The 22746-nt window shown below is 74.5% G+C and carries 19 protein-coding genes and 1 riboswitch; of the genes, 11 read left to right on the top strand and 8 right to left on the bottom strand.

Annotated features, from left to right (window positions below; all coding sequences use genetic code 11):
* Positions 1-11 precede the first annotated feature (11 nt).
* Complete coding sequence (locus tag ACFVUY_RS06730; protein ID WP_387688255.1) at positions 12-683, bottom strand: pyridoxamine 5'-phosphate oxidase family protein; 672 nt, start codon at positions 681-683, stop codon at positions 12-14.
* A 34-nt stretch (positions 684-717) separates the two neighbouring features.
* Between ACFVUY_RS06730 and ACFVUY_RS06735 the strand changes: the two genes are divergently transcribed.
* Positions 718-2055: an aminotransferase class I/II-fold pyridoxal phosphate-dependent enzyme gene (locus ACFVUY_RS06735; RefSeq protein ID WP_387727852.1), complete on the top strand. Its 1338-nt coding sequence runs from the start codon at positions 718-720 to the stop codon at positions 2053-2055.
* A 363-nt stretch (positions 2056-2418) separates the two neighbouring features.
* The gene (locus ACFVUY_RS06740) at positions 2419-3609 is read left to right on the top strand and encodes a GDSL-type esterase/lipase family protein (protein WP_387727854.1); all 1191 of its coding nucleotides are present in this window, start codon (positions 2419-2421) and stop codon (positions 3607-3609) included.
* 79 nt (positions 3610-3688) lie between these two features.
* Here the strand turns inward: ACFVUY_RS06740 and ACFVUY_RS06745 are convergent, their stop codons facing one another.
* Complete coding sequence (locus ACFVUY_RS06745; RefSeq protein ID WP_387688249.1) at positions 3689-5047, bottom strand: NAD(P)/FAD-dependent oxidoreductase; 1359 nt, start codon at positions 5045-5047, stop codon at positions 3689-3691.
* A 180-nt stretch (positions 5048-5227) separates the two neighbouring features.
* On the opposite strand from ACFVUY_RS06745, the gene ACFVUY_RS06750 reads away from it, so the two are divergent.
* From ACFVUY_RS06750 to ACFVUY_RS06760, 3 genes are all read left to right on the top strand, one after another.
* The gene (locus tag ACFVUY_RS06750) at positions 5228-5983 is read left to right on the top strand and encodes a HipA family kinase (RefSeq protein ID WP_387688247.1); all 756 of its coding nucleotides are present in this window, start codon (positions 5228-5230) and stop codon (positions 5981-5983) included.
* On the top strand, positions 5980-6396 hold the full coding sequence (locus ACFVUY_RS06755) for a DUF3037 domain-containing protein (protein WP_359907821.1): 417 nt from the start codon (positions 5980-5982) through the stop codon (positions 6394-6396). Before ACFVUY_RS06750 ends, ACFVUY_RS06755 begins: the two co-directional genes overlap by 4 nt.
* An 81-nt stretch (positions 6397-6477) precedes the next feature.
* Entirely contained in the window at positions 6478-6933 is a 456-nt protein-coding gene (locus ACFVUY_RS06760; RefSeq protein ID WP_359907818.1) for a MarR family transcriptional regulator, read from the top strand.
* 67 nt (positions 6934-7000) lie between these two features.
* Here the strand turns inward: ACFVUY_RS06760 and ACFVUY_RS06765 are convergent, their stop codons facing one another.
* Entirely contained in the window at positions 7001-9142 is a 2142-nt protein-coding gene (locus tag ACFVUY_RS06765) for a HelD family protein (RefSeq protein WP_387727856.1), read from the bottom strand.
* 109 nt (positions 9143-9251) lie between these two features.
* Between ACFVUY_RS06765 and purB the strand changes: the two genes are divergently transcribed.
* A complete protein-coding gene (gene purB, locus ACFVUY_RS06770) occupies positions 9252-10691 on the top strand; it encodes an adenylosuccinate lyase (protein ID WP_359907812.1) in 1440 nt (479 codons plus the stop codon).
* 7 nt (positions 10692-10698) lie between these two features.
* Here the strand turns inward: purB and ACFVUY_RS06775 are convergent, their stop codons facing one another.
* Positions 10699-12240 carry an MFS transporter gene (locus ACFVUY_RS06775; protein WP_387727858.1) on the bottom strand — a complete coding sequence of 514 codons (1542 nt, stop codon included), beginning with the start codon at positions 12238-12240 and terminating at the stop codon, positions 10699-10701.
* 290 nt (positions 12241-12530) lie between these two features.
* Positions 12531-12731: riboswitch (cyclic di-AMP (ydaO/yuaA leader) on the top strand.
* 2 nt (positions 12732-12733) lie between these two features.
* Here ACFVUY_RS06775 and ACFVUY_RS06780 point away from each other — a divergent pair.
* Together ACFVUY_RS06780 and ACFVUY_RS06785 are read left to right on the top strand one after the other, a co-directional pair.
* Positions 12734-13726, top strand: a complete 993-nt coding sequence (locus tag ACFVUY_RS06780; RefSeq protein ID WP_387727860.1) for a peptidoglycan DD-metalloendopeptidase family protein — start codon at positions 12734-12736, stop codon at positions 13724-13726.
* A gap of 394 nt (positions 13727-14120) precedes the next feature.
* Positions 14121-15449 (top strand): APC family permease, encoded by a 1329-nt coding sequence (locus ACFVUY_RS06785; protein WP_387727862.1) that lies wholly within the window; start codon positions 14121-14123, stop codon positions 15447-15449.
* A gap of 64 nt (positions 15450-15513) precedes the next feature.
* On the opposite strand, the gene ACFVUY_RS06790 is transcribed toward ACFVUY_RS06785, so the two are convergent.
* From ACFVUY_RS06790 to ACFVUY_RS06805, 4 genes are all read right to left on the bottom strand, one after another.
* On the bottom strand, positions 15514-16233 hold the full coding sequence (locus ACFVUY_RS06790; RefSeq protein ID WP_387688236.1) for a DUF2470 domain-containing protein: 720 nt from the start codon (positions 16231-16233) through the stop codon (positions 15514-15516).
* Between the two features lie 136 nt (positions 16234-16369).
* Positions 16370-16798 (bottom strand): RidA family protein, encoded by a 429-nt coding sequence (locus ACFVUY_RS06795; RefSeq protein ID WP_387727864.1) that lies wholly within the window; start codon positions 16796-16798, stop codon positions 16370-16372.
* Between the two features lie 34 nt (positions 16799-16832).
* Positions 16833-17582: an IclR family transcriptional regulator gene (locus tag ACFVUY_RS06800; RefSeq protein ID WP_359907796.1), complete on the bottom strand. Its 750-nt coding sequence runs from the start codon at positions 17580-17582 to the stop codon at positions 16833-16835.
* A 31-nt stretch (positions 17583-17613) separates the two neighbouring features.
* The gene (locus tag ACFVUY_RS06805; RefSeq protein ID WP_387727866.1) at positions 17614-18753 is read right to left on the bottom strand and encodes a sugar kinase; all 1140 of its coding nucleotides are present in this window, start codon (positions 18751-18753) and stop codon (positions 17614-17616) included.
* A 230-nt stretch (positions 18754-18983) separates the two neighbouring features.
* Here ACFVUY_RS06805 and ACFVUY_RS06810 point away from each other — a divergent pair, with 230 nt between their 5' ends.
* Genes ACFVUY_RS06810 through ACFVUY_RS06820 form a run of 3 tightly spaced genes read left to right on the top strand, consistent with a single transcriptional unit; the run spans position 18984 to position 22686 of the window.
* A complete protein-coding gene (locus tag ACFVUY_RS06810) occupies positions 18984-20285 on the top strand; it encodes an amino acid deaminase (RefSeq protein WP_387727868.1) in 1302 nt (433 codons plus the stop codon).
* Complete coding sequence (locus ACFVUY_RS06815) at positions 20285-21931, top strand: amidohydrolase family protein (RefSeq protein WP_387688228.1); 1647 nt, start codon at positions 20285-20287, stop codon at positions 21929-21931. Before ACFVUY_RS06810 ends, ACFVUY_RS06815 begins: the two co-directional genes overlap by 1 nt.
* Positions 21928-22686 carry a bifunctional 4-hydroxy-2-oxoglutarate aldolase/2-dehydro-3-deoxy-phosphogluconate aldolase gene (locus ACFVUY_RS06820; protein ID WP_387727870.1) on the top strand — a complete coding sequence of 253 codons (759 nt, stop codon included), beginning with the start codon at positions 21928-21930 and terminating at the stop codon, positions 22684-22686. The genes ACFVUY_RS06815 and ACFVUY_RS06820 overlap by 4 nt, the downstream gene beginning before the upstream one ends.
* Positions 22687-22746 lie beyond the last annotated feature (60 nt).

Here is a 22746-nt window from a genome sequence, read left to right on the forward strand (position 1 = left end):
TGCGCCTCCCGTCAGCGGGGGTAGCCGCGCAGGTGCGCGGGGAGCGGGACGGTGGTGCCGGGGTGCGGCTCGGGGGTGCCGTGCACCGCGGTGACCGGGATCAGGCCGGACCAGTACGGCAGGTCGGCGTCCTCCGGGTCGTCGTCGGCGCCGTCCTCGCGAGTCTTGGCCGAGACCTCGTCCAGCTCCAGCCGGAGGACGGCGGTGGCGGCGAGCTCCTTGGCGTTGGCCGGACGGACCTCGGCGGAGCGCCCCGGTATCGCGTGGTCGACCAGGGCGGCGAGCGCGACGTCCAGCTCCTCGGGGTCGGTGACCTGGTGCGCGGTGCCGTGGGCGACCACCGAGCGGAAGTTCACCGAGTGGTTGAACGCGGACTTGGTCAGCACCAGCGCGTCGACCTGGGTGACGGTGACGCAGACCGGCATGCCCTGCCCGCCGGAGGCGTTGCGCATCGGGCGGCTGCCGGTGGAGCCGTGGACGTAGAGCCGGCCGCCGACCCGGGCGAAGATCGTCGGCAGCACCACGGGGGCGCCGTCGACGACGAAGCCGAGGTGGCAGATGTAGGCACTGTCGAGGATGGCGTGGATCGCCTCCTGCTCCCAGGTGGCCCGGTCCCGGTAGCGGGTGGGGGTGGTCCTGGCGGTGCGGGAGTAGCTGGGCGACCCTTCCGGGGTGGCTGGCATGACATCCTCTATGTACTAGTGCATAATTTGCTTTGTGCTAGGAGACTATCCGCTGAAGGGCCGGCGCGCCAGCGAAATCGCGGCCCACATCGAGCAGGGCGTGAGCAGTGGGCGACTCGCCCCCGGAACCGCCCTGCCCCCGCTGCGCGACCTCGCCGCCGAACTGGGCGTCAACCCCAACACCGTCGCCGCCGCCTACCGGCTGCTGCGCGACCGCGGCGTGATCGAGACCGCCGGCCGCAAGGGCAGCCGCATCCTGCCCAGGCCCGCGCTCACCCCGCGCGACCAGATCCGCGTCCCCGTCCCGCCGCACGCCCGCGACCTGTCCACCGGAAACCCCGACCCGGCCCTGCTGCCCGACCTCGCCCCGGCCCTCGCGGCCGCCGCCGAGGCCGCGCGCACCGACCCGGTGCTGTACGGGCACGCCGACGTCGACCCGCAGCTGCTCGCGCTCGCCCGCGCCTCCTTCGAGGCCGACGGCCTGCCCGGCGGCCCGATCGCCGTCGCCTCCGGCTCGCTGGACACCATCGAACGGATCCTCGATGCCCGGCTGCGCCCCGGCGACGCGGTGGCCGTCGAGGACCCGGGCTGGGGCAGCCTGCTCGACCTGCTGCCCGCGCTGGGCCTGAAGCAGGTGCCCGTCCGGCTGGACGACGAGGGCCCGCTGCCGGAGGCGCTGGCCGCCGCGCTGGCCGAGGGCGTCCGGGCCGTGGTGGTCACCAGCCGGGCGCAGAACCCGACCGGGGCGGCGCTCACCGCGCGGCGGGCCGAGGCGCTGAAGGCCGTACTGGCCGAGCACCCCGGAGTGCTTTTGATCGAGGACGACCACGGGCACGGCATGGTCGACCAGCCCTACCACCCGCTGGTCGGCCCCGGCACCCGGAACTGGGCGGTGGTGCGCTCGGCGGCCAAGGCGTACGGGCCGGACCTGCGGGTCTCGGTGGCGGTCGGCGACGCGGAGACGATCGGGCGGGTGGCCGGCCGGCTGCGGCTGGGCGCCGGCTGGGTCAGCCACCTGCTGCAGCGCACGGTCGCGGAGCTGTGGCGCGGCGACGCCGCGCCGGCGGACCGGGTGGCCGCCGCGTACCGGGCCCGGCGCGACGCGCTGCTGGGCGAACTGGCGGCCCGTGGGATCGCGGCGCACGGGCGGAGCGGGCTGAACGTCTGGGTGCCCGTGCCGGACGAGACCTCGGTGCTGGCGGCCCTGGTGCAGCGCGGCTGGGTCGCGGCGCCCGGCGCGCGGTACCGGATCCAGTCGCCGCCCGGGCTGCGGTTCACCACGGCGCGGCTGGAGGCGGCGCAGGCGCGGGAGCTGGCGGAGGACCTGGCGGCGGTGCTGGGGGCGGGCGGGGGCGGGTCGCGGCTGGTGTGAGCCCGTGAGCCGGTGCGCCGCGGGCCGGTATGCCGTGAGCCGGTGCGCCGCGGGCCGGTATGCCGTGAGCCGGTGCGCCGCGGGCCGGTATGCCGTGAGCCGGTGCGCCGCGGGCCGGGTGGGGCAGGTGTGGCGGGTGTGAACCGCGGGCGGCATCCGGTCGTCGCCCGCCCGCCTGGTCTGAACCCGGCGGTAACAAAAGCGGAAACCTCCCGCAGATGCCTAGCGGTGGCGAGCGCGGGCATGTCATCTTTCATCGCGCCACCGGCCGGCGGCCCACCCTCACCCAGGCATCCTCCCGTTCCCCATTCCTCGGGAGGATCGAGCCGCAGGAGTTCCGCAGTGCCCGAGAACTGTTCGAGCATGACCCGCAACACCCGCAGCACCCGCCGTCCCGGCCGTCGGCTGCTGGCCGCAGCCCTCGCCCTCCCGCTCGTCGTCGCGGGCCTGGCCGTCGCCTCGCCGGCCTCCGCCGCACCGGCCGCACCGGCCGCCGTGCCGTCCGGGCCCACCGCCAGCGTCACGCTCGGCGACAGCTACATCTCCGGCGAGGCCGGCCGCTGGAAGGGCAACTCGGCCGGCACCAGCGGCAGCCGCAACGGCACCGACCGGGCCTGGACCGGCAGCGCGTACGACGCCTCGCGGGTCTACGGCGCCACCGCCGCGAGCGGATGCGACCGCTCGGACGTCTCCGAGGTGCTCAGCGCCTCGACCGGGGCCCAGAACGAGATCGACCTGGCCTGCTCCGGAGCCGTCAGCGCGAACGTCTTCCGCGCCTCCAACGGCGGCCAGTCGCTCAAGGGCGAGGCCCCGCAGGCCGACCAACTCGCCACCGTGGCACGGCAGAACAACGTCAAGCTGATCACCCTGTCGATCGGCGGCAACGACCTGGGCTTCTCGGACGTCATCTCCACCTGCGTGAAGGACTACCTGATCTGGTACTCCTACTGCCACTACTCCGCGCAGTCCCAGATCGACGACAGGATGCCCGCCGCGATGGCCGGGGTCGGCAAGGCGGTCGACGAGGTCCGCGCGGTGATGGCCGACGCCGGCTACGCGCAGTCGGACTACCGCCTGGTGCTGCAGTCCTACCCGTCGCCGATCCCGCGCAGCGCCGAGATGCGCTACCCGGAGAGCGGCTGGACCCGCTCCAACACTGGCGGCTGCCCGTTCTGGGACGGGGACGCCGACTGGGCCCGCGACTCCATGGTGCCGCAGATCTCCCGGGCGCTGGCGGGCGTCGCCGCTGCCAAGGGCGCGCAGTTCCTCGACCTGTCGGACATGCTGCAGGGCCGCGAGGTCTGCTCGACGGCCACCAGGCAGCCGACCGCGAGCACCGGCCCGTCCGCGACCACCAGCGAGTGGGCGCGGTTCCTGGACGGTGGGCTCAACTCCACGCAGGGCGTGCTGCAGGAGTCGATGCACCCCAACTACTACGGCCAGCAGGCGGTCGGGCGCTGCCTGACGCTGCTGTGGGCGCGTCCGAGCGGTGACTACGCGTGCCGCAACACGGCCGGGCAGGACGCGGGCGGGATGTACCTCACCGCTCGGTGACCGCGCGCCCGACGGCGCGCCGACCGCGTGACACGGCGCCCCCGCAGCCTCGGCCGCGGGGGCGCCGTACGGCCGCCGCTCAGCCCTTGGCGAGCAGCGACTGGGCGTGCGCGCGGACCTGATCCTTCGTCAAGTACGCGTCGGTGTACTCGAAGTCCTGCAGGCGGGCGGGCTGGCGGGCGAGGAAGCCGGTGCGGACGAAGTCGTCGCCGGCGGTCGCGTTGAGCAGCCAGTTGGCGCCCACCCGGAACTTGGCCGCGTTGGTCCGCATCGCCATCAGGTGGTAGCCGCGCGCCACCAGCTGGGCGGGCACCCCGCGCAGCTCCACGCCGAGCGGCTTGGAGACCGCGTCCTTGCCGCCGAGGTCGACGACCAGGCCCAAGTCCTTGTGGTAGTAAGGCTCCAGGGGGCGGCCGTGGAGCGAGGCGATCACGTTGTTCGCGACCGCGCGGCCCTGGCGGGCGGAGTGCTGGGCGGTCGGCGGGCAGACCGCGCCGTCGCCCTTGGCGAGGTCGGGGACGGCGGCGGCGTCGCCGACCGCGAACACGCCCTCGAACTGCGGCACCCGCATCTCCGCCGTCACGGCGAGCCGGCCGCGGACCGTCTCGGCGTCCAGGGTGCCGATCAGCGGGCTCGCGGCCACGCCGGCGGTCCAGATCAGGGTGCGGCAGGGGAGCACCCGGCCGTCGGTGAACTTGACGGTCTCGGCGCCGACCTCGGCCACCGAGACGCCCAGCGACACCTCGATGCCGCGCTCGCGCAGCACCTCCAGGGCGGCCTCGCCGAGCGGGTCGCCCAGCTCCGGCATCAGCTTCGGGGCGATGTCGATCAGGTGCCACTTGATCTGCCGGGCGTCCAGGCGCGGGTAGCGGTGGGCGGCGGCGGTGGTCAGGCGCTGGAGGCAGGCGGCCGTCTCGGTGCCCGCGTAGCCGCCGCCGACGACCACGAACTGGAGCCGGGACTCGCGCTCCCTCTGGTCCAGGGTGGCGGAGGCGAGGTCGAGCTGGGCGATCACGTGGTCGCGGACGTAGGCCGCCTCGGCGAGCGTCTTCATGCCGCGGGCGTAGTCGGTGAGGCCGGGGATGTCGAAGGTGCGGGTGACGCTGCCGGGGGAGAGCACCAGGTAGTCGTACTTCTGCGCGACCACCTCGTCGGTGATCTTGCGGACGACGCACACCTTGGAGGCCGGGTCCACGCCGATGGCCCCGCCGGGGACGATGTGGGTGCGGCGCAGCGAGCGGCGCAGGGAGACGGCCACGGACTGCGGGGTCAGGACGCCGGCCGCGACATGGGGGAGGAGGGGGAGGTAGAGCTGGTAGCTGAACGGCGTGACCAGCGAGATCTCGGCCTCCGACGGTGACAGCTTGTGTTCGAGTCGGCGGGCGCACTCCAGGCCGGCGAAGCCACCGCCCACGATCAGGATCCGAGGTCGTTCCATCGCTCATCCCTTTGCCGTGAAGGTCCCCAATTACTGTCCGCCACACTCGCACGGAGCAGCGGGGGCTGCCACCGGGGTGGGGCCGTGGGGGTGGGGAAGCGCCGCGGCGGGTGGGGGAGAGCGGCGGCGCGGCGGTGGGGGCGGAGCGGGCGGGGCGGCGACACCGATAGGCTGTCGGCCGTGCTACCCGAGGTGACGGCGATCCGGTACGTGACGCCACTGCGAGAAGGCGGCTCGATGCCGGGCCTGGTCGAGGCCGACGATCGGCGGCTGTACGCGCTGAAATGGGTCGGCGCGGCGCAGGGCCGCAAGGCGTTGGTCGCGGAGGTGCTGGCCGGGGAACTCGGTCGGCGGCTCGGGCTGCCGGTGCCGGAGCTGGTGACGATCGACCTGGACCCGGTGCTCGCGCGCAGCGAGCCGGACCACCAGGTCCAGGACCAGATGCGGGCCAGCGGCGGGACCAACCTCGGGATGGCCTTCGTCAGCGGCGCGCTCAACTTCGACCCGCTCTGCTTCGAGGTGGAGCCGGAGCTCGCCGGGCAGGTGCTCTGGTTCGACGCGCTGATCGGCAACGTCGACCGCTCCTGGCGCAACCCCAACCTGCTGGTGGCCACCGGTGGGCTGCGGCTGATCGACCACGGCGCGAGCCTGATCTTCCACCACAACTGGCCGGGCGCCGCCTCCTGGGTCCGCCGTCCGTACGACGCCTCCGACCACGCGCTGCTGGGGGCCCGACCGGACCTGGCGGCGGCCGACAAGGCGCTCGCGCCGCTCGCCGAGGCGGCGATCGAGGGCGCGGTGGCGCAGATCCCCGAGGTCTGGCTGGTGGACGAGTTCGGCTTCGACTCGCCCGACGAGGTGCGCGCCGCGTACCGTGCCCAGCTGACCGAGCGACTGGCCGGTCCGCGCGACTGGCTGCCGGAGGTGCCCGCATGACCGAGCCCGCGCTGTCCGCGCTGCCGGCCACCGTCGAACTGCACGACTACGAGTACGCCGTGATCCGCGCGGTGCCGAGGGTCGAGCGCGGCGAGTGCGTCAACGTCGGGGTGCTGCTGTACTGCCGGCAGAGCTCGCACCTGGCGGCCCGTACCCATCTGGACCAGGCCCGGCTGCTGGCGCTGGACCCGGTGGCGGACGTCCAGGGCGTGCGGCGGGCGCTGCACGGGATCGAGGCGGTCTGCCACGGCGGGCCGCAGGCCGGTCCGGCGGCGGGGGACAGCCCCGGGCAGCGGTTCCGCTGGCTGACCGCGCCGCGCAGTGCGATCGTCCAGCCGGGGCCCGTGCACACCGGGCTGACCGCGGATCCGGAGGCGGAGCTGCGGCGGTTGTTCGACCAGTTGGTGCTCTGACACCGGGGGCCGGGGCGGTTCGTCGACGGTTGCCCTGGTCAAAGCTTGAGATACTGAAGCACCTGGCCGTACGCTGGCCCCATGGGTTCGACAGCGACGACGACCGTACCGACCAACGCCGAGTTGATGGAGGCGTTGGCCGCCGTCGGTGCCGCGTACTTCCAGGACTTCGCGGCGGCCGCCGCCCGGCACGGGCTCTCCTCCTCCCAGGCCAAGGCGCTGGGCGCGGTGCAGGAGCCGGTGCCGATGCGGGCGCTGGCCGGCCGGCTGGGCTGTGACGCGTCGAACGTCACCGGGATCGTGGACCGGCTGGAGTCACTGGGTCTGGCCAACCGCGAGGCGGCGGCCGGTGACCGCCGGGTGAAGATCGTGGTGATCACGGCCGAGGGCCGGGAGATCCTCAACCGCATCCGCGGCGAGATGGCCCGGACCCACCAGGCCTTCGAGGCGATGGACGACGAGCAGCGGATCGCGCTGCACTCCATCTGCGCGCAGGTGCTGCCGGTACTGGCCGGCCGTACGGGCGGCGCGCAGTAGCGCGCGCAGAAGAGAACGCGCCGCCCGCGCCGCCCGCGCCGCCCGCGCCGCCCGCGCGCCGTCCCGGTCAGAGCAGCCCGACGAGTTCCGGTGGCAGCGGCCGGTGGTGGAGCAGGGTGAGTGAGCGGGTGGTCCGGGTCAGGGCGACGTAGAGGTCGCGCGGGGCGAGTCCGGCCGGCTCGACGACGACCACCGCGTCGAACTCCAGCCCCTTGGCGTCCGCGACGGTGAGCGCGTCCAGCTCCGCCGCCAGGGTGTCCGGAGCGATCACGCCCAGGGTGCCCGGGCCGCCGGGCAGCCGGGTGAGCGCCGCGGCGAAGTCGCCGTCCGGGACGGGGACGGCGCGGGGCCGCTCGGTGCCCGGGCGGATGGACTCGGGCGGCCGGTGGTCGGGCAGGGCGGTGCGCAGCACGGCGGTGGCGAGGGCCATCACGGGCTCCGGCGTGCGGTAGTTGACGGTCAGCCGTTCCTCGCGCCAGCGGCCGGGCAGGTGCGGGTCGAGCATGTCGGCCCAACTGCGGGCGCCGGCGGGCGATCCGGTCTGGGCGAGGTCTCCCACGATGGTGAGCGAGCTGGTCGGGACGCGCCGCAGGACGGCGCGCCAGGCCATCGCGGACAGCTCCTGCGCCTCGTCCACGACGACGTGGCCGTACGCCCAGGTGCGGTCGGCGGCGGCGCGTTCGGCGGTGGAGCGGTACGGGCCGTTGTCACGGAAGCGCTCGGCGAGGGCGGCGGAGTCCAGCAGGGCGTCGTCGGTCTGCCCGGTGATGGTCAGCACGCCCTGGGCGAAGGCGAGTTCGTCCGAGGTGTCGTCGGTCGGGGTGTCGGTCGGGGCGGATTCCCTTGTCGTGCCGAGGAGTTCGGCTGCCTCGTCGAGCAGCGGGACGTCCTCGACCGTCCAGTCCGACCCGGGCGGGCGGAGCAGGGCGGATACCTGGTCGGGGGCCGTTTCGGTGAGCAACTCCCGGTCGGTGAGCAGCCGTTCGATCAGTTGCCGGGCGGTGAGCCGGGGCCAGAGCGGGTCGAGCGCGGCGCGGACGTCCGGCCGTTCCCACAGCTCGCGCGGGGCGTAGTGGGCCTCCTCGTCGTCGTACGGGCGGCCGAGGGCGAGTGCCTGGGCGATGGCGAGGGCGTCGAGCAGGGTGCTCAGGTAGAAGCCGCGGGCCCGGTTGTGCGGCAGCCGCAGGCCGCGGGCGGCGTCCCGGGCCTCGGCGCAGGCCCGGGCGGAGACCCGCAGCCCGTCGCCGAGGTCCAGGCCGTCGGCGGGGGCCGTCTGGTGGGCGGCCAGGGCGCGGCGGAGTACCCCGGCCATCCAGGGGCCGCCCTTGGCCAGGGCGGCGGCGGGCGCGTCGGTGCGGGTGGCGGTGACGCCGGGGAGGAGCTCGCCGACGGTGCGCAGCACCACCTCGGTCTCGCCGAGGGCGGGCAGCACCTGGTCGATGTACCGCAGGAAGCCGGGGTTGGGGCCGATCACCAGCACGCCCCGGCGCTCCAGTGCGGCGCGGTGGGTGAACAGCAGGTAGGCGGCGCGGTGCAGGGCGGCCAGCGTCTTGCCGGTGCCCGGGCCGCCCTGGACCACCAGGGCGCCGGGCAGCGGGGAGCGGATCACCCGGTCCTGCTCGGCCTGGATGGTGGCGACGGCGGTGCCCATCCGGCCGGTGCGCTCGCGGCCGAGGGCGGCGAGCAGTGCGGCCTCGCCGACCAGGCCGCGCCGGCCGGACTCGTCCAGCCGGGCGAGGTCGAGCGCCTCGTCGTCCAGCCCGGTGAGGGTGCGGCCCCGGGTGTGCAGGTGGCGGCGGCGCACGACCGGGCCCGGACGGGCGGGGGTCGCGGTGTAGAAGTGTCGGGCGGCCGGGGTGCGCCAGTCGAGCAGCAGCGGTTCGTACGCGTCGTCGGTCAGGCCGGTGCGGCCGATGTAGTGGACGGTGCCGTCGCGCTCGTCGAGGCGGCCGAAGCACAGGCCGCGTTCGACCGCGTCCAGCCGGGCCGCCTGGCGGGCGGCCTCGCGGGCGCGCACCTCGCGCTCCAGCCGGGCCTGGTGGGTGCCGCCGGGGGCGGCTCCGTCGTGGGCGCCGTCGGCGGTGCGGCGGGCCCGTTCGCGCACCGTGTCGAGCCGGGAGTAGAGCCGGGTGAGGCGGGCCTGCTCGGTGCGCAGGGCCGTGGCGAGGGCGTCGCCGGGGTTTCCCGCGACCGCTGGATGTTCGCTCATCGGTGTGGTATCCTTGCGGTGAGAAGGTTTTGGTGCGCCATCTGAAAGGCGCTCAATTGACCCAGCCTACCCCAGCCGCCGACGTTCGGCGTGACCTCGGCTGTTACTCTTGCGAAGCGTGAGCGCGAAGCCCCAGATCCCCAATGTCCTGGCCTCCCGGTACGCCTCGGCGACCCTGGCCCAGCTGTGGTCCCCCGAGCACAAGGTGGTCCTCGAGCGCCACCTGTGGCTCGCCGTCCTGAAGGCCCAGCAGGACCTCGGCGTCGAGGTGCCGGCCACCGCCGTCGCCGACTACGAGCGGGTGATCGACCAGGTCGACCTCGGCTCGATCGCCGCCCGTGAGCGGGTCACCCGCCACGACGTCAAGGCCCGGATCGAGGAGTTCAGCGACCTCGCCGGGCACGAGCAGATCCACAAGGGAATGACTTCCCGGGACCTGACCGAGAACGTCGAGCAGCTCCAGATCCGCCAGTCCCTGGAGCACGTGCGCGACCGCACGGTGGCCGTCCTGGTGCGTCTGGCCAAGCTGTCCGCCCAGCACTCCGAGCTGGTCATGGCCGGCCGCTCGCACAACGTGGCCGCGCAGGCCACCACCCTGGGCAAGCGGTTCGCGTCGATCACCGACGAGCTGCTGGTCGCCTTCCGTCGCCTGGAGGAGCTGATCGCCCGCTACCCGCTGCGCGGGATCAAGGGCCCGGTCGGCACTGCCCAGGACATGCTGGACCTGCTCGGCGGCGACACCGACAAGCTGGCCGAGCTGGAGCGCCGGGTCGCCGGGCACCTCGGCTTCGAGAACGTGCTGACCAGCGTCGGCCAGGTCTACCCGCGCTCGCTGGACTTCGAGGTGCTCACCGCCCTCGTCCAGCTGGCCGCCGCGCCGTCCAGCCTGGCCAAGACCATCCGCCTGATGGCCGGCCACGAGCTGGTCACGGAGGGCTTCAAGGAGGGCCAGGTCGGCTCCTCCGCGATGCCGCACAAGATGAACACCCGCTCCTGCGAGCGCGTCAACGGCCTGGCCGTCATCCTGCGCGGCTACGCCTCGATGACCGGCGAGCTGGCCGGCGACCAGTGGAACGAGGGCGACGTCTCCTGCTCGGTGGTGCGCCGGGTCGCGCTGCCGGACGCGTTCTTCGCCTTCGACGGCCTGCTGGAGACCTTCCTGACCGTCCTCGACGAGTTCGGCGCCTTCCCCGCCGTGATCGAGGCCGAGCTGGACCGCTACCTGCCGTTCCTCGCCACCACGAAGGTGCTGATGGGCGCGGTGCGCGCGGGCGTCGGCCGGGAGACCGGGCACGAGGTCATCAAGGAGCACGCCGTCGCCTCCGCGCTGGCGATGCGCGCGGGCGCCCGGGAGAACGAGCTGCTGGACCGGCTGGCCGCCGACGAGCGGATCCCGCTGGACCGGGCCGCGCTGGACGCGCTGCTGGCCGACCGGCTGTCCTTCACCGGCGCGGCCGGTGCCCAGGTCGCCGAGGTCGTCCGCCAGGTGGAGGCCGTCGCGGCCGCCTACCCGGAGGCCGCCAAGTACGCGCCGGCCGACATCCTCTGACGTTCGGTCAGTTCAGAGTCGAGGGCCCTGCCGCCGGACCGGTGGCGGGGCCCTCGCGCGTCGTGGGGACGTGGCCGGGGTCGAGCGGCGGGGCGGTCGGTCCGCACGGCCAGTCGCAGTTCGGCTCGGCCACCGGCTGCTCCTCGGGGGCGAGCACATTGCCGCGTACGGTCGCGGCGGCGATCAGCCCGCCGGCCACCAGGAGGCCCGCGCAGATCAGCATCGCGGTGTGGAAGGCGGAGTCGACCGCGGAGGGCACCCGGTAGGCGTCGCCGCTCAGCCCGGCCAGCGCCGGCAGGGCGGCCACCGCGAGCAGGCCGGCCGCGCGGGCGGCGGCGTTGTTGACCCCGCTGGCGATGCCGGCGTGCCGGACCTCGACGGCGGCCAGCACGGTCGCCGTCAGCGGCGCGACCAGCAGCGTCATCCCGCAGCCCATCACCGTGACGGCGGGCAGCACGTCCACCCAGTACGAGGCGTCGGGGCCGATGCGCAGCATCAGCAGCACCCCGGCGGCGCACAGCAGGGGGCCGACGGTCAGCGGGACGCGCGGGCCGATCCGTTTGCCGAGGCGCCCGGCGCGCGCGGACAGCGCCAGCATCAGCACGGTGATCGGCACCAGGGCGAAGCCCGAGACCAGCGGCGAGAACCCGGACACGATCTGGAGCTGCACCACCAGCAGGAAGAAGACGCCGCTGAACGCCGCGTACACGCACAGGGTGACCAGGTTCACCGCGGTGAACAGCCGTGAGGAGAACAGCCCGAGCGGCAGCATCGGTTCGGGCGCGCGGCGTTCGACGGCCACGAAGGCGACGCCGAGCACCACCCCGATCACCCCGCTGACCCAGACCGCCGGGGACAGGCCCTCGCCGGCCGCGGTCAGCGCGTAGGTGATCGCGCCGAGCGCGAGGGCGGCGAGCACGGCGCCGAGCACGTCGAAGCGGCCGGTGGCGGCCTCGTCCCGGGTCTCCGGCACCGACCGGGTGGTCACCGCGATCACGGCGGCGGCGAGCGGCAGGTTCAACAGGAAGATCCAGCGCCAGCCGGGGCCGTCCACCAGCCAGCCGCCGAGGAAGGGGCCGATCGCGGCGGACACCCCGCCGAGGCCGGACCAGAGCCCGACCGCGGCCGAGCGGTCGTCGGGGTGGAAGACGGCCTGGAGCATGGCGAGCGAGCCGGGGGTGAGCAGCGCCCCGCCGATGCCCTGGACGGCGCGGGCGGCGATCAGCACGTGGATGTTCGGCGCCGCGGCGCAGGCCGCGGAGGCGATGGCGAACCAGACCACGCCGATCAGGAAGACCTTGCGCCGCCCGTACCGGTCGCCGAGCGCGCCGCCGAGCAGGATCAGGCCCGCCAGGGTGAGCAGATAGGCGTTCAGGGTCCATTGCAGGGACGCCAGGGAGGCGCCGAGGTCGGCGCCGATCCGGGGCAGGGCGACGTTCACCACGGTGCCGTCGAGCATCGCCATGCTGGAGCCGAGCACGGTCGCCAGTAGTACCCAGCGACCCTGCGCGGTGCCCAGGCGCAGGGTGCCGGCCTCGGAGGTGGCCACGGGCGAATCCTGCGCTGCCGGGGCGCACGTGACAAGGGTCACCGGTGGGTGTGTTGACGGTCGGCGGTGCGTGAACGGATGGCTGCGGTCCGTCGCCGATCTCGGCGCAGGGTCGTGGATCAGTGGCGGGGGGTGAATGGGTTGTGTACGCACCGTGGGGTCCGGTCTGCGGAGGGTCACCGGAACGGGGGAGATGGTTGCCCTTTCAAAGATCGACATTGCTTCACCCGAACGGATGGGTTTTAGTTCAGCGACCGCCCGGCCAGTCCGGACGGATCCCCCGGGTGGAACGCCGAGTCCTGCCGCTGCCCGGTGGTTCGAAACGAACTCTGTACGGCAGGAGCGGGGGACCCACAGGTAAGTCGCCGGACCGGAGTTCGCGCCTCAGGGCGCGGGCGTCCAGGACCGGCTAGGGGTGAAGCCGCGCATGCGGCCGGGCAACTCCAGCCCGAACCCGACAGCTCACCTCGCAGGCGTCGGAGAGGAAAATTCCATGCCTGCTCAGGCTCGTCGTATCGCCCTGCCCCGCGCCGCCCGTATCGGCATCGCGACCGCCGTCACCGGTGTCTCCTTCGCCCTCCCGCTCGTCACCGCGGTGAGCGCCCAGGCCCACGCCGTTCCGGCCGCCCCGGCCGCGCAGGCCCCCGCCTCCACGGACACCAAGTCGGCCGCGCCGGCCGCTGCCCCGGCCGCCCCGGCCGCGCAGGAGAGCTACCGCGTCGTCAGCGGCGACACCCTGTCCAAGATCGCCGACGCCAAGAACGTCGAGGGCGGCTGGCACGCGCTGTACGAGCAGAACCGCTCGGTCGTCGGCGCCAACCCGAACCTGATCTTCCCGGGCCAGCAGCTCGCGCTGTCGGGCCACGCCGCCGCCCCGGCCGCCGACGCCGCCCCGGCCAAGCCGGCCGCCCCGGCGAAGCCCGCCCAGCCGGCCGCTCCGGCGACCCAGGCCGCCAAGCCGCAGGCCCAGGTCCAGGTGAAGACCGAGGCCGCCAAGCCCTCCGCCCAGCTCCAGACCCAGCTGCAGGTCGCCGCTCCGGCCCCGGTCGTGACCGCCACTCCGGTCGCCGCCGCCACCTCCGGCTTCGTCGCCCCGCTGGCCAACGCGAAGCTCGGCACCGCCTACGGCGTGGCCGGCTCGATGTGGGCCTCCGGCCACCACACCGGCCAGGACTTCGTCGCCTCCACCGGCACCCCGCTGCGCGCCGTCGCCAACGGCGTCGTGGTCAAGGCCGGCAACGGCGGCGCCTACGGCAACGAGGTCGAGATCAAGCTCGCCGACGGCCACTACGCCGAGTACGCGCACCTCTCCTCGATCGGCGTGAGGATCGGTCAGACCGTCACCGTCGGCCAGCAGATCGGCCTCTCCGGCGCCACCGGCAACGTGACCGGCCCGCACCTGCACTTCGAGATCCGCAACGGCTCGGAGTACGGCTCGGACATCAACCCGGTCGCCTACCTGCGCGCGCACGGCGTCGCGCTCTGACCCGGGGCCGCTGAGCCCCGAGGGTTTCTGAACCACCGCTGCTGCGGGGCGAATCGATCCTCCGGGATGGTCATGTCGGGTGACCGCTCGACCGGGTGATCGCCGCACGGCGGACATGGGCGCGGGACACGCCCAGGCCGGCCCGGCCGCACGAGGACCTCCTCGTACGGCCGGGCCGGCCGCTGCCGTTCCGGACCCGCCCGGTCGTGCCCGGTCGTGCCCCGCCCGTCCGGCGGTTCCGGGGCGCCGTTCGACCGGTCGAACGCGGCGTCAACCCGACCGCTCCGGCGGGCCGTCGGCCCGCTCGCGGGGCCGCTCCGGCGCGCCATGCTGTCGGACGGTCAGCGTCCGGCCGGTCCGGCGGTCGGGCGGGTCCGGGAGGCGAGGAGGCCGGATGGCGGTCCGGAGCGGGGACGTGGCGGGGGAGAGGGCCGGGCGGGAGCGGCCGGGGACGGGCGGCGTCGACCGGCTGAAGGCGGACTCGGTCGGCCTGGTCGGCGTGGTGTTCATGGCACTCGCCACCGCGGCCCCGATCACCGCGATGACGGGCAACCTGCCGATCATCGTCGGGCAGGGCAACGGCGCCGGCGCGCCCGCCGCGTACATCGTGGCGACCGTGGTGCTGACGGTGTTCTCGGTCGGCTACGTGGCGATGGCCCGGCACATCACCGCGGCCGGCGCGTTCTACGGCTACGTCTCGCACGGGCTGGGCCGGGTGGTCGGGATGGCCTCGGGGCTGCTCGCGGTGCTGGCGTACGTCGTCACCGAGGCCTCGGCCCTCGGCTTCTTCGCGTACTCGCTGCGAGGACTGGTCCGTTCGCAGCTGGGGGTGGACCTGGGCTGGGGCTGGCACGCGCTGTTCGGGGCGACGGTGATCGGGGTGACGGCCTGGTTCGACCTGCACCTGACGGCCAAGGTGCTCGGAGTCGCGCTGGTGCTGGAGATCGGGGTGCTGGGGGCGGTCTCGTTCGCGGTGCTGTTCTCCGGCGGCGGGCCGGACGGGATCGTGGTCGAGGCCGTGAACCCGCTGAACGCGCTGAGGGGGGTGGGGAGTTCGGGCGCGGCGGCGGCCGGGCTCGGCCTGTTCTTCGACCCGCTCGGCGCGCACCTGGGGGCCTGGGCGGTGAAGGTGTTCCAATGGTTGGTCGTCACCGGTTCGTTCGCCTGCGCGATGGCCTTCCACCAGTGCGCGGCCCGGTACCTGTACGCGATCGGCCGGGAGGGGCTGCTGCACCCGGCGCTCGGCCGCACCCATGCGCGGCACGGTTCGCCGCACGTCGCCTCGGTGGTGCAGTCGGTGATCGCGGTGGGACTGGTGGCGGGGTTCCTGGCGGCCGGGATGGACCCGTACGCGCACCTGTACACGCTGCTGGCGCTGCTCGGGACGATGGCGATCCTGGTCGTGCAGACGCTCTGCTCCTTCGCCGTGGTCGGGTACTTCCACGTGCGGGGGCGGCACCCGGAGACCGCGCACTGGTTCCGGACGCTGGTCGCACCGCTGGTGGGCGGGGTGGCGATGGCCGGGGTGGTGGTGCTGCTGGTGCTCAACAAGGACGCCGCGGCCGGGGCGGCGGCGCACACGCTGCTGTTTCGGCTGATCCCGTACCTGGTGATCGGGGTGTTCGCGGGCGGGGTCGGGCTGGCGCTGGCGGTGCGCCGTTGGCGGCCCGAGCTGTACGCGCGGATCGGGCGGGTGGTGCTGGAGGACGCGGTCGAGCGGTGACCGGGCGGGTGGTGCTGGGGGTGCGGTCGAGCGGTGACCGGCCGGCGCTCGCGGTGCGCCGGGTTCAGCGCCGGTGGACCGGCAGGCCGTACTGGGCGGCGGCCAGCAGCGCGTGCATCCGGTGGCCGAAGTCCTCGGTGTCCCGGGCCGGTTCGGGGAAGACCAGGCGGACGTCGCGGTGGCCGTGCGGGTGGTCCAGGCGCAGTACGAGGCCGTAGCGGTCCAGGGCGAGCGGGCGGACCTCGGGGTCGTGGGTGAGCACGGCCGGGTCGAGCAGCCGGGTGAGGACGTCGAGCGCCTCGGCGTGGTCGTCGGCGAAGTGGGTGAGCAGCGCGGCCTCGTGCCGGGCCAGCGGGTCGGGGCCGGCGAGCGCGAGGTCGGCGGCGGTGATCGCGCCGGTGCCGTACGGGGTGGCGAGGACGGCGTGGGCGACGTCCACCCGCAGGTGCACGCCGAGGCCGTCGTCGGCGAGGTGGGCCAGGTGGAGCCGGCCGGCCAGGGTGAGGCGGGCGCGGACCCGGTCGCGGACGGCGACGGGGGCGATGTCGGTGACGTCGAGGACGACGGCGAGACCGTCGGCGGCGCCGATGGCGGCGGTGGTGAGCGGGTCGTCCAGGGCGGTGCGCAGGCGCAGTCGGGAGCCGTGCACGGAGACCGGGGTGTTCAGGTGGTGGTGCTCGCCGAGGGCGCGGACGGTGAGCGAGGAGGTCGTGCCGAGCAGGCTGTGGATCCGTTCGGCGGTGGTGGGCTCGGGGACCTCGGTGTCGCCGGTGGGCAGGCTCATGGACGGACCTCCAGTTAGTTAGGTGAGCCTAACCTAATGTGCGGGTGGGGGTGTGGCAAGCAGGCCGCCGGACGGGCGAGGGGCCCGGACGCGACTGCGGCGTCCGGGCCCCTCGGTGCGGCGGTGCGGCGGTGCGTCAGCCGATGACGGCCTGGGCGTCGATCTCGACCAGCATCGGCTCCTGCGGCAGCTCGACGAAGATGGTGGTGCGGCACGGCTTCACGCCGCCGGGCTTGACGTTCTCGTCGATGAACTCGGCGTAGACCTCGTTCATCAGCGGGAAGTCGGCGCGCTTGGTCAGGTAGACGCGGAACATCACCACATCCTCGACGGTGGCGCCGCCGGCCTCGACGATGGCCTTGACGTTCTCCAGGGTGCGGCGGGTCTGCGCCTTCACGTCGCCGTGGTGCAGGTACTCGCCGGTGGCGGGGTCCTGCGGGCCCTGGCCGGAGACCTGGAGGATCGGACCCTTGCGGACGCCCTGGGAGAACATCCAGGCGGGAGCGGGGGCGCCGTCGGTGCGGATCTCGGTCTTCTCGCCGTTCCGGAGGTGCTCGGAGGTCATGGGATTCGGATTCCTTAACTGTGTCGACGGTTCGTCAGTTGTGGTCGGGGCGGCCGCAGTCGGCCGAGACGGCGCGGGTGGTGGCGAGCAGCTGCGGGAGCAGGTCCAGCACCTGCTCGTACGGCAGGACGACGTCCGGGACGGAGATCGAGGCGGCGGCCACCACCCGGCCGCTGGCGTCCCGGACGGGCGCGGCCACGCAGTTGATGAAGGCCTCGTGCTCGGCGTGGTCCTGCGCCCAGCCCTGGGCGGCGACCTTCTCCAGCTCGGCGAGCAGCGCCTCGGGGGTGGTCAGGGTGCGCGCGGTGTGCGGGGTGAAGTCGATCCCGGCCACCACCCGGCGCCGCTCGGGCAGCGGCAGGTCGGCGAGCAGCACCTTGGAGACGGCGGCGCTGTGCAGGGCGGCGCGCAGGCCGATCCGGGAGTACATCCGCACCGGGTGGCGGGAGTCGAACTTGTCGATGTAGACCACTTCGCCGCCCTCGTAGGCGGCCAGGTGCACGGTCTGGCCGGTGGCGGCGTTCAGCTCGGCCAGGTGCGGGGCGGCGATCCGGCGCACGCCGCGCTGCTCCAGGGCCAGGCCGGAGAGTGCGAAGAGGCCGGCGCCCAGGTGGTAGCGGTAGCTCGCGTCGCGATAGACGAATCGTTCCTCTTCGAGACTCTGGAGCAGTCGGAGGACGGTCGTCTTGTGGACGCCGAGCACCTCGGCGAGCTGGTCGAGGGAACGCTCGCCCTCGCCGAGCTCGGCGAGGATGCGCAGGGCGCGGGTGACGGTCTGACTCATCGTGCTCCGCTTCGAGGGCCGGGGTTCCCGCTCATTGTGCCCGGGCCCGGTCGGCGGACGGTGGCGGTCCGGCGGACGGTGTGCGGTCCGCGGGACGCGCGCCGTCGGCGGGCAGGGTCGGGCCGGTGATGCCCTCCGCGGTGACCCGGGTGGCGGCCCACTGGGCAGGCGAGGCGTCGAGCAGCGCGGCCACCACGGCGGCGTCCGGCAGCTCGGCCTGGTCGCCGTGGGCGGTCAGCGCGCAGGCGGCGCTCAGGTGGCCGAGCCGCAGCCGGCGCCGCTGGTCCAGGCCCCGGACGGTGCCGGCCAGGTAGCCGGCCGCGAAGGCGTCGCCCGCGCCGGTCGCCTCGACCACCTCGACCGCGAGGGCCGGCTCGGTGACCGCCGTGCCGTCCCGTTCCAGGGCGGTCACCTGGCGGGCGGCGTCCTTGACCACGAGGGTGGCCGGGGCGGGGAAGCGGCGGCGCAGGGCGGCCGGGTCGCCGGTGCCGAAGGCGGCCTCGGCCTCGTCGGCGCCGAGCAGCAGCAGGTCGGCGGCGTCCAGCAGCGGCGGCAGCACGGCCGGGTCGCGCTCGCGCCAGAGCGAGGGGCGCCAGTTGAGGTCGAAGCTGACCAGGCGGCGCGGGCGGCGGTCGGCGAGCAGGGCGCGCAGCAGGGCGAGGCAGTCGTCGGAGAGCGCGGCGGTGATCCCGGACAGGTGGAGCAGCCGGGCGCCGGCCAGCAGGGCGGCGGCGGCCGGGTCGGCGAGCAGGTCGGGGGAGAGCGCGGCGGCCGCGGAGCCGCGCCGGTGGTAGTGCAGCCGGCTGCGGCCGGGCCCGAGGTCGTGGTGGTCGCCGGTGCTTCCGCCGACCTCCTTGAGGTAGAGGCCGGTCGGGCGGTGCGGGTCGACCGCGACCGCCGAGACGTCCACGCCGCGGGCGGCCACCTCGGCGAGCAGCCGGCGGCCGAAGCCGTCGTCGCCGACCCGGCTGATCCAGGCGGTCGGCACGCCGTGGGCGGCCAGCGCGCCCGCCACGTTGGACTCCGCTCCGCCGACCGAGAGCCGGAAGCTCTCCACCGACTCCAGCGGGCCCGGGCGGTCCGGCAGCAGGACGGCCATCGACTCGCCCACGCACACGGCCGTCGGGGGAGGGCCGGGGCGGGTCGGGCCCTGGGTGTCCTGTCGCGGCATGTGCGGGGCTCCTCGTCTGCGGCCGTTCCGTCGAGAGCGGGCCCACCGGGTCGACTCCGCTGCGTGTGAGCGTGTGAGTGCCGCCTCGTCCGAGAGCGCTCACGCGAGCCGACCCCGTTGACCGGGAGTCGGGTCCGTTGACCTTGATCCGGCGCCGATGCTAGAACCGTGTTGCCAGCATATGCAACCCTCGTTGCACATGTTGCAACCTGTGCGGATGGAGGAACACGGTGGAGCAGACCTTCGCAAGCAGTGTCACCGGACCGGGCATCGCCCGTGGCGCGGTGGCCGCCCTGGCCGACGAACCGCTCGACTGGCGGTTCAAAGCCGCTCCACCGCAGTCGTGGGGCCGCAGCACCCGGGAATGGCTCGCCACCGGCCCCACCCTCTCCTCGCTCGGCACCCCGATGCTCACCCTCGACGGCGCCGCCGTCGACCACAACGTCCGCACCATGGCCGACTGGTGCTCCAAGGCGGGCGTCGCGCTCGCCCCGCACGGCAAGACCACCATGGCGCCCGCCCTCTGGCAGGCGCAGCTCGACGCCGGCAGCCACGGCATCACCCTCGCCAACCTGCCCCAGGTGCGGGTCGCCCGGGCCTTCGGGGTGCAGCGCATCCTGCTCGCCAACACCCTGCTCGACCCGGCCGGCCTCGCCTGGCTCGCCGACGAACTCACCGCCGACCCGGACTTCGCCTTCCTGGCCTGGGTCGACTCCACCGAGAGCGTCCGGCTGATGGACGAGGCGCTGCGCGCCGCCGGCGCCGAGCGGCCGGTCGAGGTGCTGGTCGAGCTCGGCGGCCCCGGCGGACGGACCGGCGCCCGCGGCGTGGACGCCGCCGTCGAGGTCGCCGCCGCCGTGCTGCGCGCCCCCACCCTGCGCCTGGCGGGCGTCGGCGGGTACGAGGGCGCGATCGCGCACGACGCCTCGGCGGAGGGGCTGGCCGCCGTCCGCCGCTACCTGCGGGAGCTGGGCGACCTGCACGGCCGGTTGGCGAGCGCCTACCCGGACGGCACCCGGCCGGTGGTCTCGGCCGGCGGCAGCGCCTACTTCGACCTGGTGGTCGAGGAGCTGGCGGACCTGCCGGAGGCGTTCACGGTGCTGCGCTCGGGCGCGTACATCGCCCACGACGACGGCTTCTACCGCGGCATCTCGCCGCTCGCCCGGGACGGTGGGCGGACGCCGTTCCGCGGCGCGCTGCACGGCTGGGCCCGGGTGGTGTCCCGGCCCGAGCCGCAGCTCGCGCTGCTGGACGCCGGCAAGCGCGACCTGCCCTTCGACGAGGGCCTGCCCGAGCCGCAACGAGTGCGCGGCGGTGCGGAGTTGACCGGAACGGCGGCGCGGATCACCGCGCTCAACGACCAGCACGCCTTCCTGCGCGACGCGGGCGACCTCGCGCCGATCGGCGCGGTGCTGCGGCTGGGCGTCTCGCACCCGTGCACGGCCTTCGACAAGTGGACGGCGATCCCGGTGCTGGACTCCGCGGACGCGGCCGAGCCGAAGGTCACCGGCCTGGTCAGGACGTTCTTCTGATGCCCGGGGAGAGAACGGCCTCCGGGCGTGGGCGGGACGGCGGCGGCGCGACGGTCTTCCGGGGCGCCACCGTGGTGGACGGCACCGGCGCGGAGCGCTACCGGGCCGACGTCCGGATCGCCGACGGTCTGATCACCGAGATCGGCGAGGGCCTCGACGCGCCCGACCGGGTGGACGCCGACGGCCTGGTGCTGGCCCCCGGCTTCATCGACATGCACGCCCACTCCGACCTCGCCCTGCTGCTCGAACCCGAGCACCCGGCCAAGGTCACCCAGGGCGTCACCTGCGAGGTCCTCGGCCAGGACGGCCTGTCCTACGCCCCGGTGGACGACGTCACGCTGCCCGCGCTGCGCCGCCAGATAGCTGGCTGGAACGGCGATCCGGACGGCTTCGAATGGGACTGGCGGGACGTCGCCGGCTACCTGGACCGGATCGACCGCACCGGTACGGCCGTCAACGCCTGCTACCTCGTCCCGCACGGAACGCTGCGGATGCTCGCCATGGGCTGGGCCGACCGTCCGCCCACCCCGGGCGAACTCGACCGGATGCGGCAGGTGCTGGCGAAGAGCCTGCTGGACGGCGCGGTCGGCATGTCCAGCGGCCTCAGCTACACCCCCGGGATGTACGCCGACACCGCCGAGCTGATCGAGCTGTGCACCGTCGTCGCGGCCTACGGCGGCTTCCACGCCCCGCACCAACGCTCGTACGGCGCCGGGGCGTTGGAGGGCTACGCGGAGATGGTGGAGATCGCCCGGCGGAGCGGCTGCGCGCTGCACCTGACCCACGCCACGATGAACTTCGGGGTCAACCGGGGCCGGGCCGGCGAGCTGCTGGAGCTTCTCGACCGGGCGCTCGCCGACGGCGTCGACCTCACCCTGGACAGCTACCCCTACCTGCCCGGATCCACCACCCTGGCCGCGCTGCTGCCGAGTTGGGCCACCGAGGGCGGCCCGGCCGCGACGCTGGCGCGGCTCGCCGACCCCGCGCAGTGCGCGAGGATCCGGTACGAGGTGGAGGAGAAGGGCAGCGACGGCTGCCACGGCGTGGTCACCGACTGGACGACGATCCAGATCTCCGGCGTCCGCTCGGCCGCGCTCGACGGCGCGGTCGGCCGCACCGTCGCCGAACTGGCCGAGGAGGAGGAACGGACCGGCACCGAGGTGTTCCTGGACCTGCTGCGCCGGGACGAACTGTCCACCACGATCCTCCAGCACGTCGGGCACGAGGAGAACGTCCGGGCCATCATGCGCCACCCCGCGCACACCGTCGGCAGCGACGGACTGCTGGTCGGGGCCCGGCCGCACCCGCGGGCCTGGGGCACCTTCCCCCGTTACCTCGGCCACTACAGCCGGGAGTTGGGTGTGCTGACGCTGGAGGAGACGATCGCCCGGATGACCGGCCGCCCGGCCGCCCGGCTGGGGCTGGACCGGCGCGGCCGGATCGCCCCCGGCCACCACGCCGACCTGGTGCTCCTCGACCCCGGGAAGGTCCGGGACGCCGCCACCTTCGAGCGCCCCCGGCTGCCCGCCGAGGGCATCGAGTACGTGTACGTCAACGGCACCGCCGTCGTCCGGCAGGGTCGCACCACCGGCGCCCGGCCCGGGCGCGCCCTGCGCCGCACCGATCGAGGAACCCTGGCCATATGACCGAGCTCTCCGCCCCGACCGATCTCCCGGCTCCGGCCGGTCCGTCCGCGACGGGTCCGTTTGCGACCGGTCCGTTTGCGACCGATCCGTGCGCGACCGCCGATCTTTCCGCGACCGGTTCCGCCGCCGCTACCGGCTGCTCCTTCCTGCGCGACGACCCGGTGATCGCGGTGGTCCGCGCACCCTGGATCCCGGACGCCGCCGCGCTCTGCGCCGCCCTCGCCGAGGGAGGCATCAACCTCACCGAATTCACCTGCACCACACCGAATGTGACGGACCTTCTGCTGAAGGCCTCGAAGGCCGGCTGGCGGGTCGGCCTCGGGACGGTGCTGACCGCGGAGCAGGCCCGGCGCGGGGTCGAGGCGGGGGCGGCCTTCCTGGTCACCCCCGGCTGCCGGCCCGAGGTCGCCGAGGCGGCGGCCGCCGCCGGAGTGCCGGTGGTGCTCGGGGCGCTCACCCCGACCGAGGTCGCGCACGCGGTGGACCTCGGCGCCGCCGCCGTCAAGATCTTCCCGGCCCGGGCGTTCGGCCCCGGCTACTTCAAGGACCTGCGCGGCCCCTACCCCGACGTGCCGCTGGTGGCCTCCGGCGGGGTGAACGCGGGCAACGCCGCCGAGTTTCTGGCGCACGGCGCGCTCGCGGTCTGCGCGGGGACGGACGTGGTGCCGCCGGATGTGGTCGCGGCGGGGGACTGGGCGGAGATCACCCGGCGGGCCCGGGCGTTCACGGCGGCCTGCGCGGCGGCGGCCTCGTAGGGGCGCCGTCGCCGCGGGTCCCGTGAAGAACGCAGTGCGGGTGCGGGCCCCGTGAAGAAG

Source organism: Kitasatospora sp. NPDC058063 (assembly GCF_042885395.1).
GTDB classification, from domain to species: domain Bacteria; phylum Actinomycetota; class Actinomycetes; order Streptomycetales; family Streptomycetaceae; genus Kitasatospora; species Kitasatospora lactacystinica.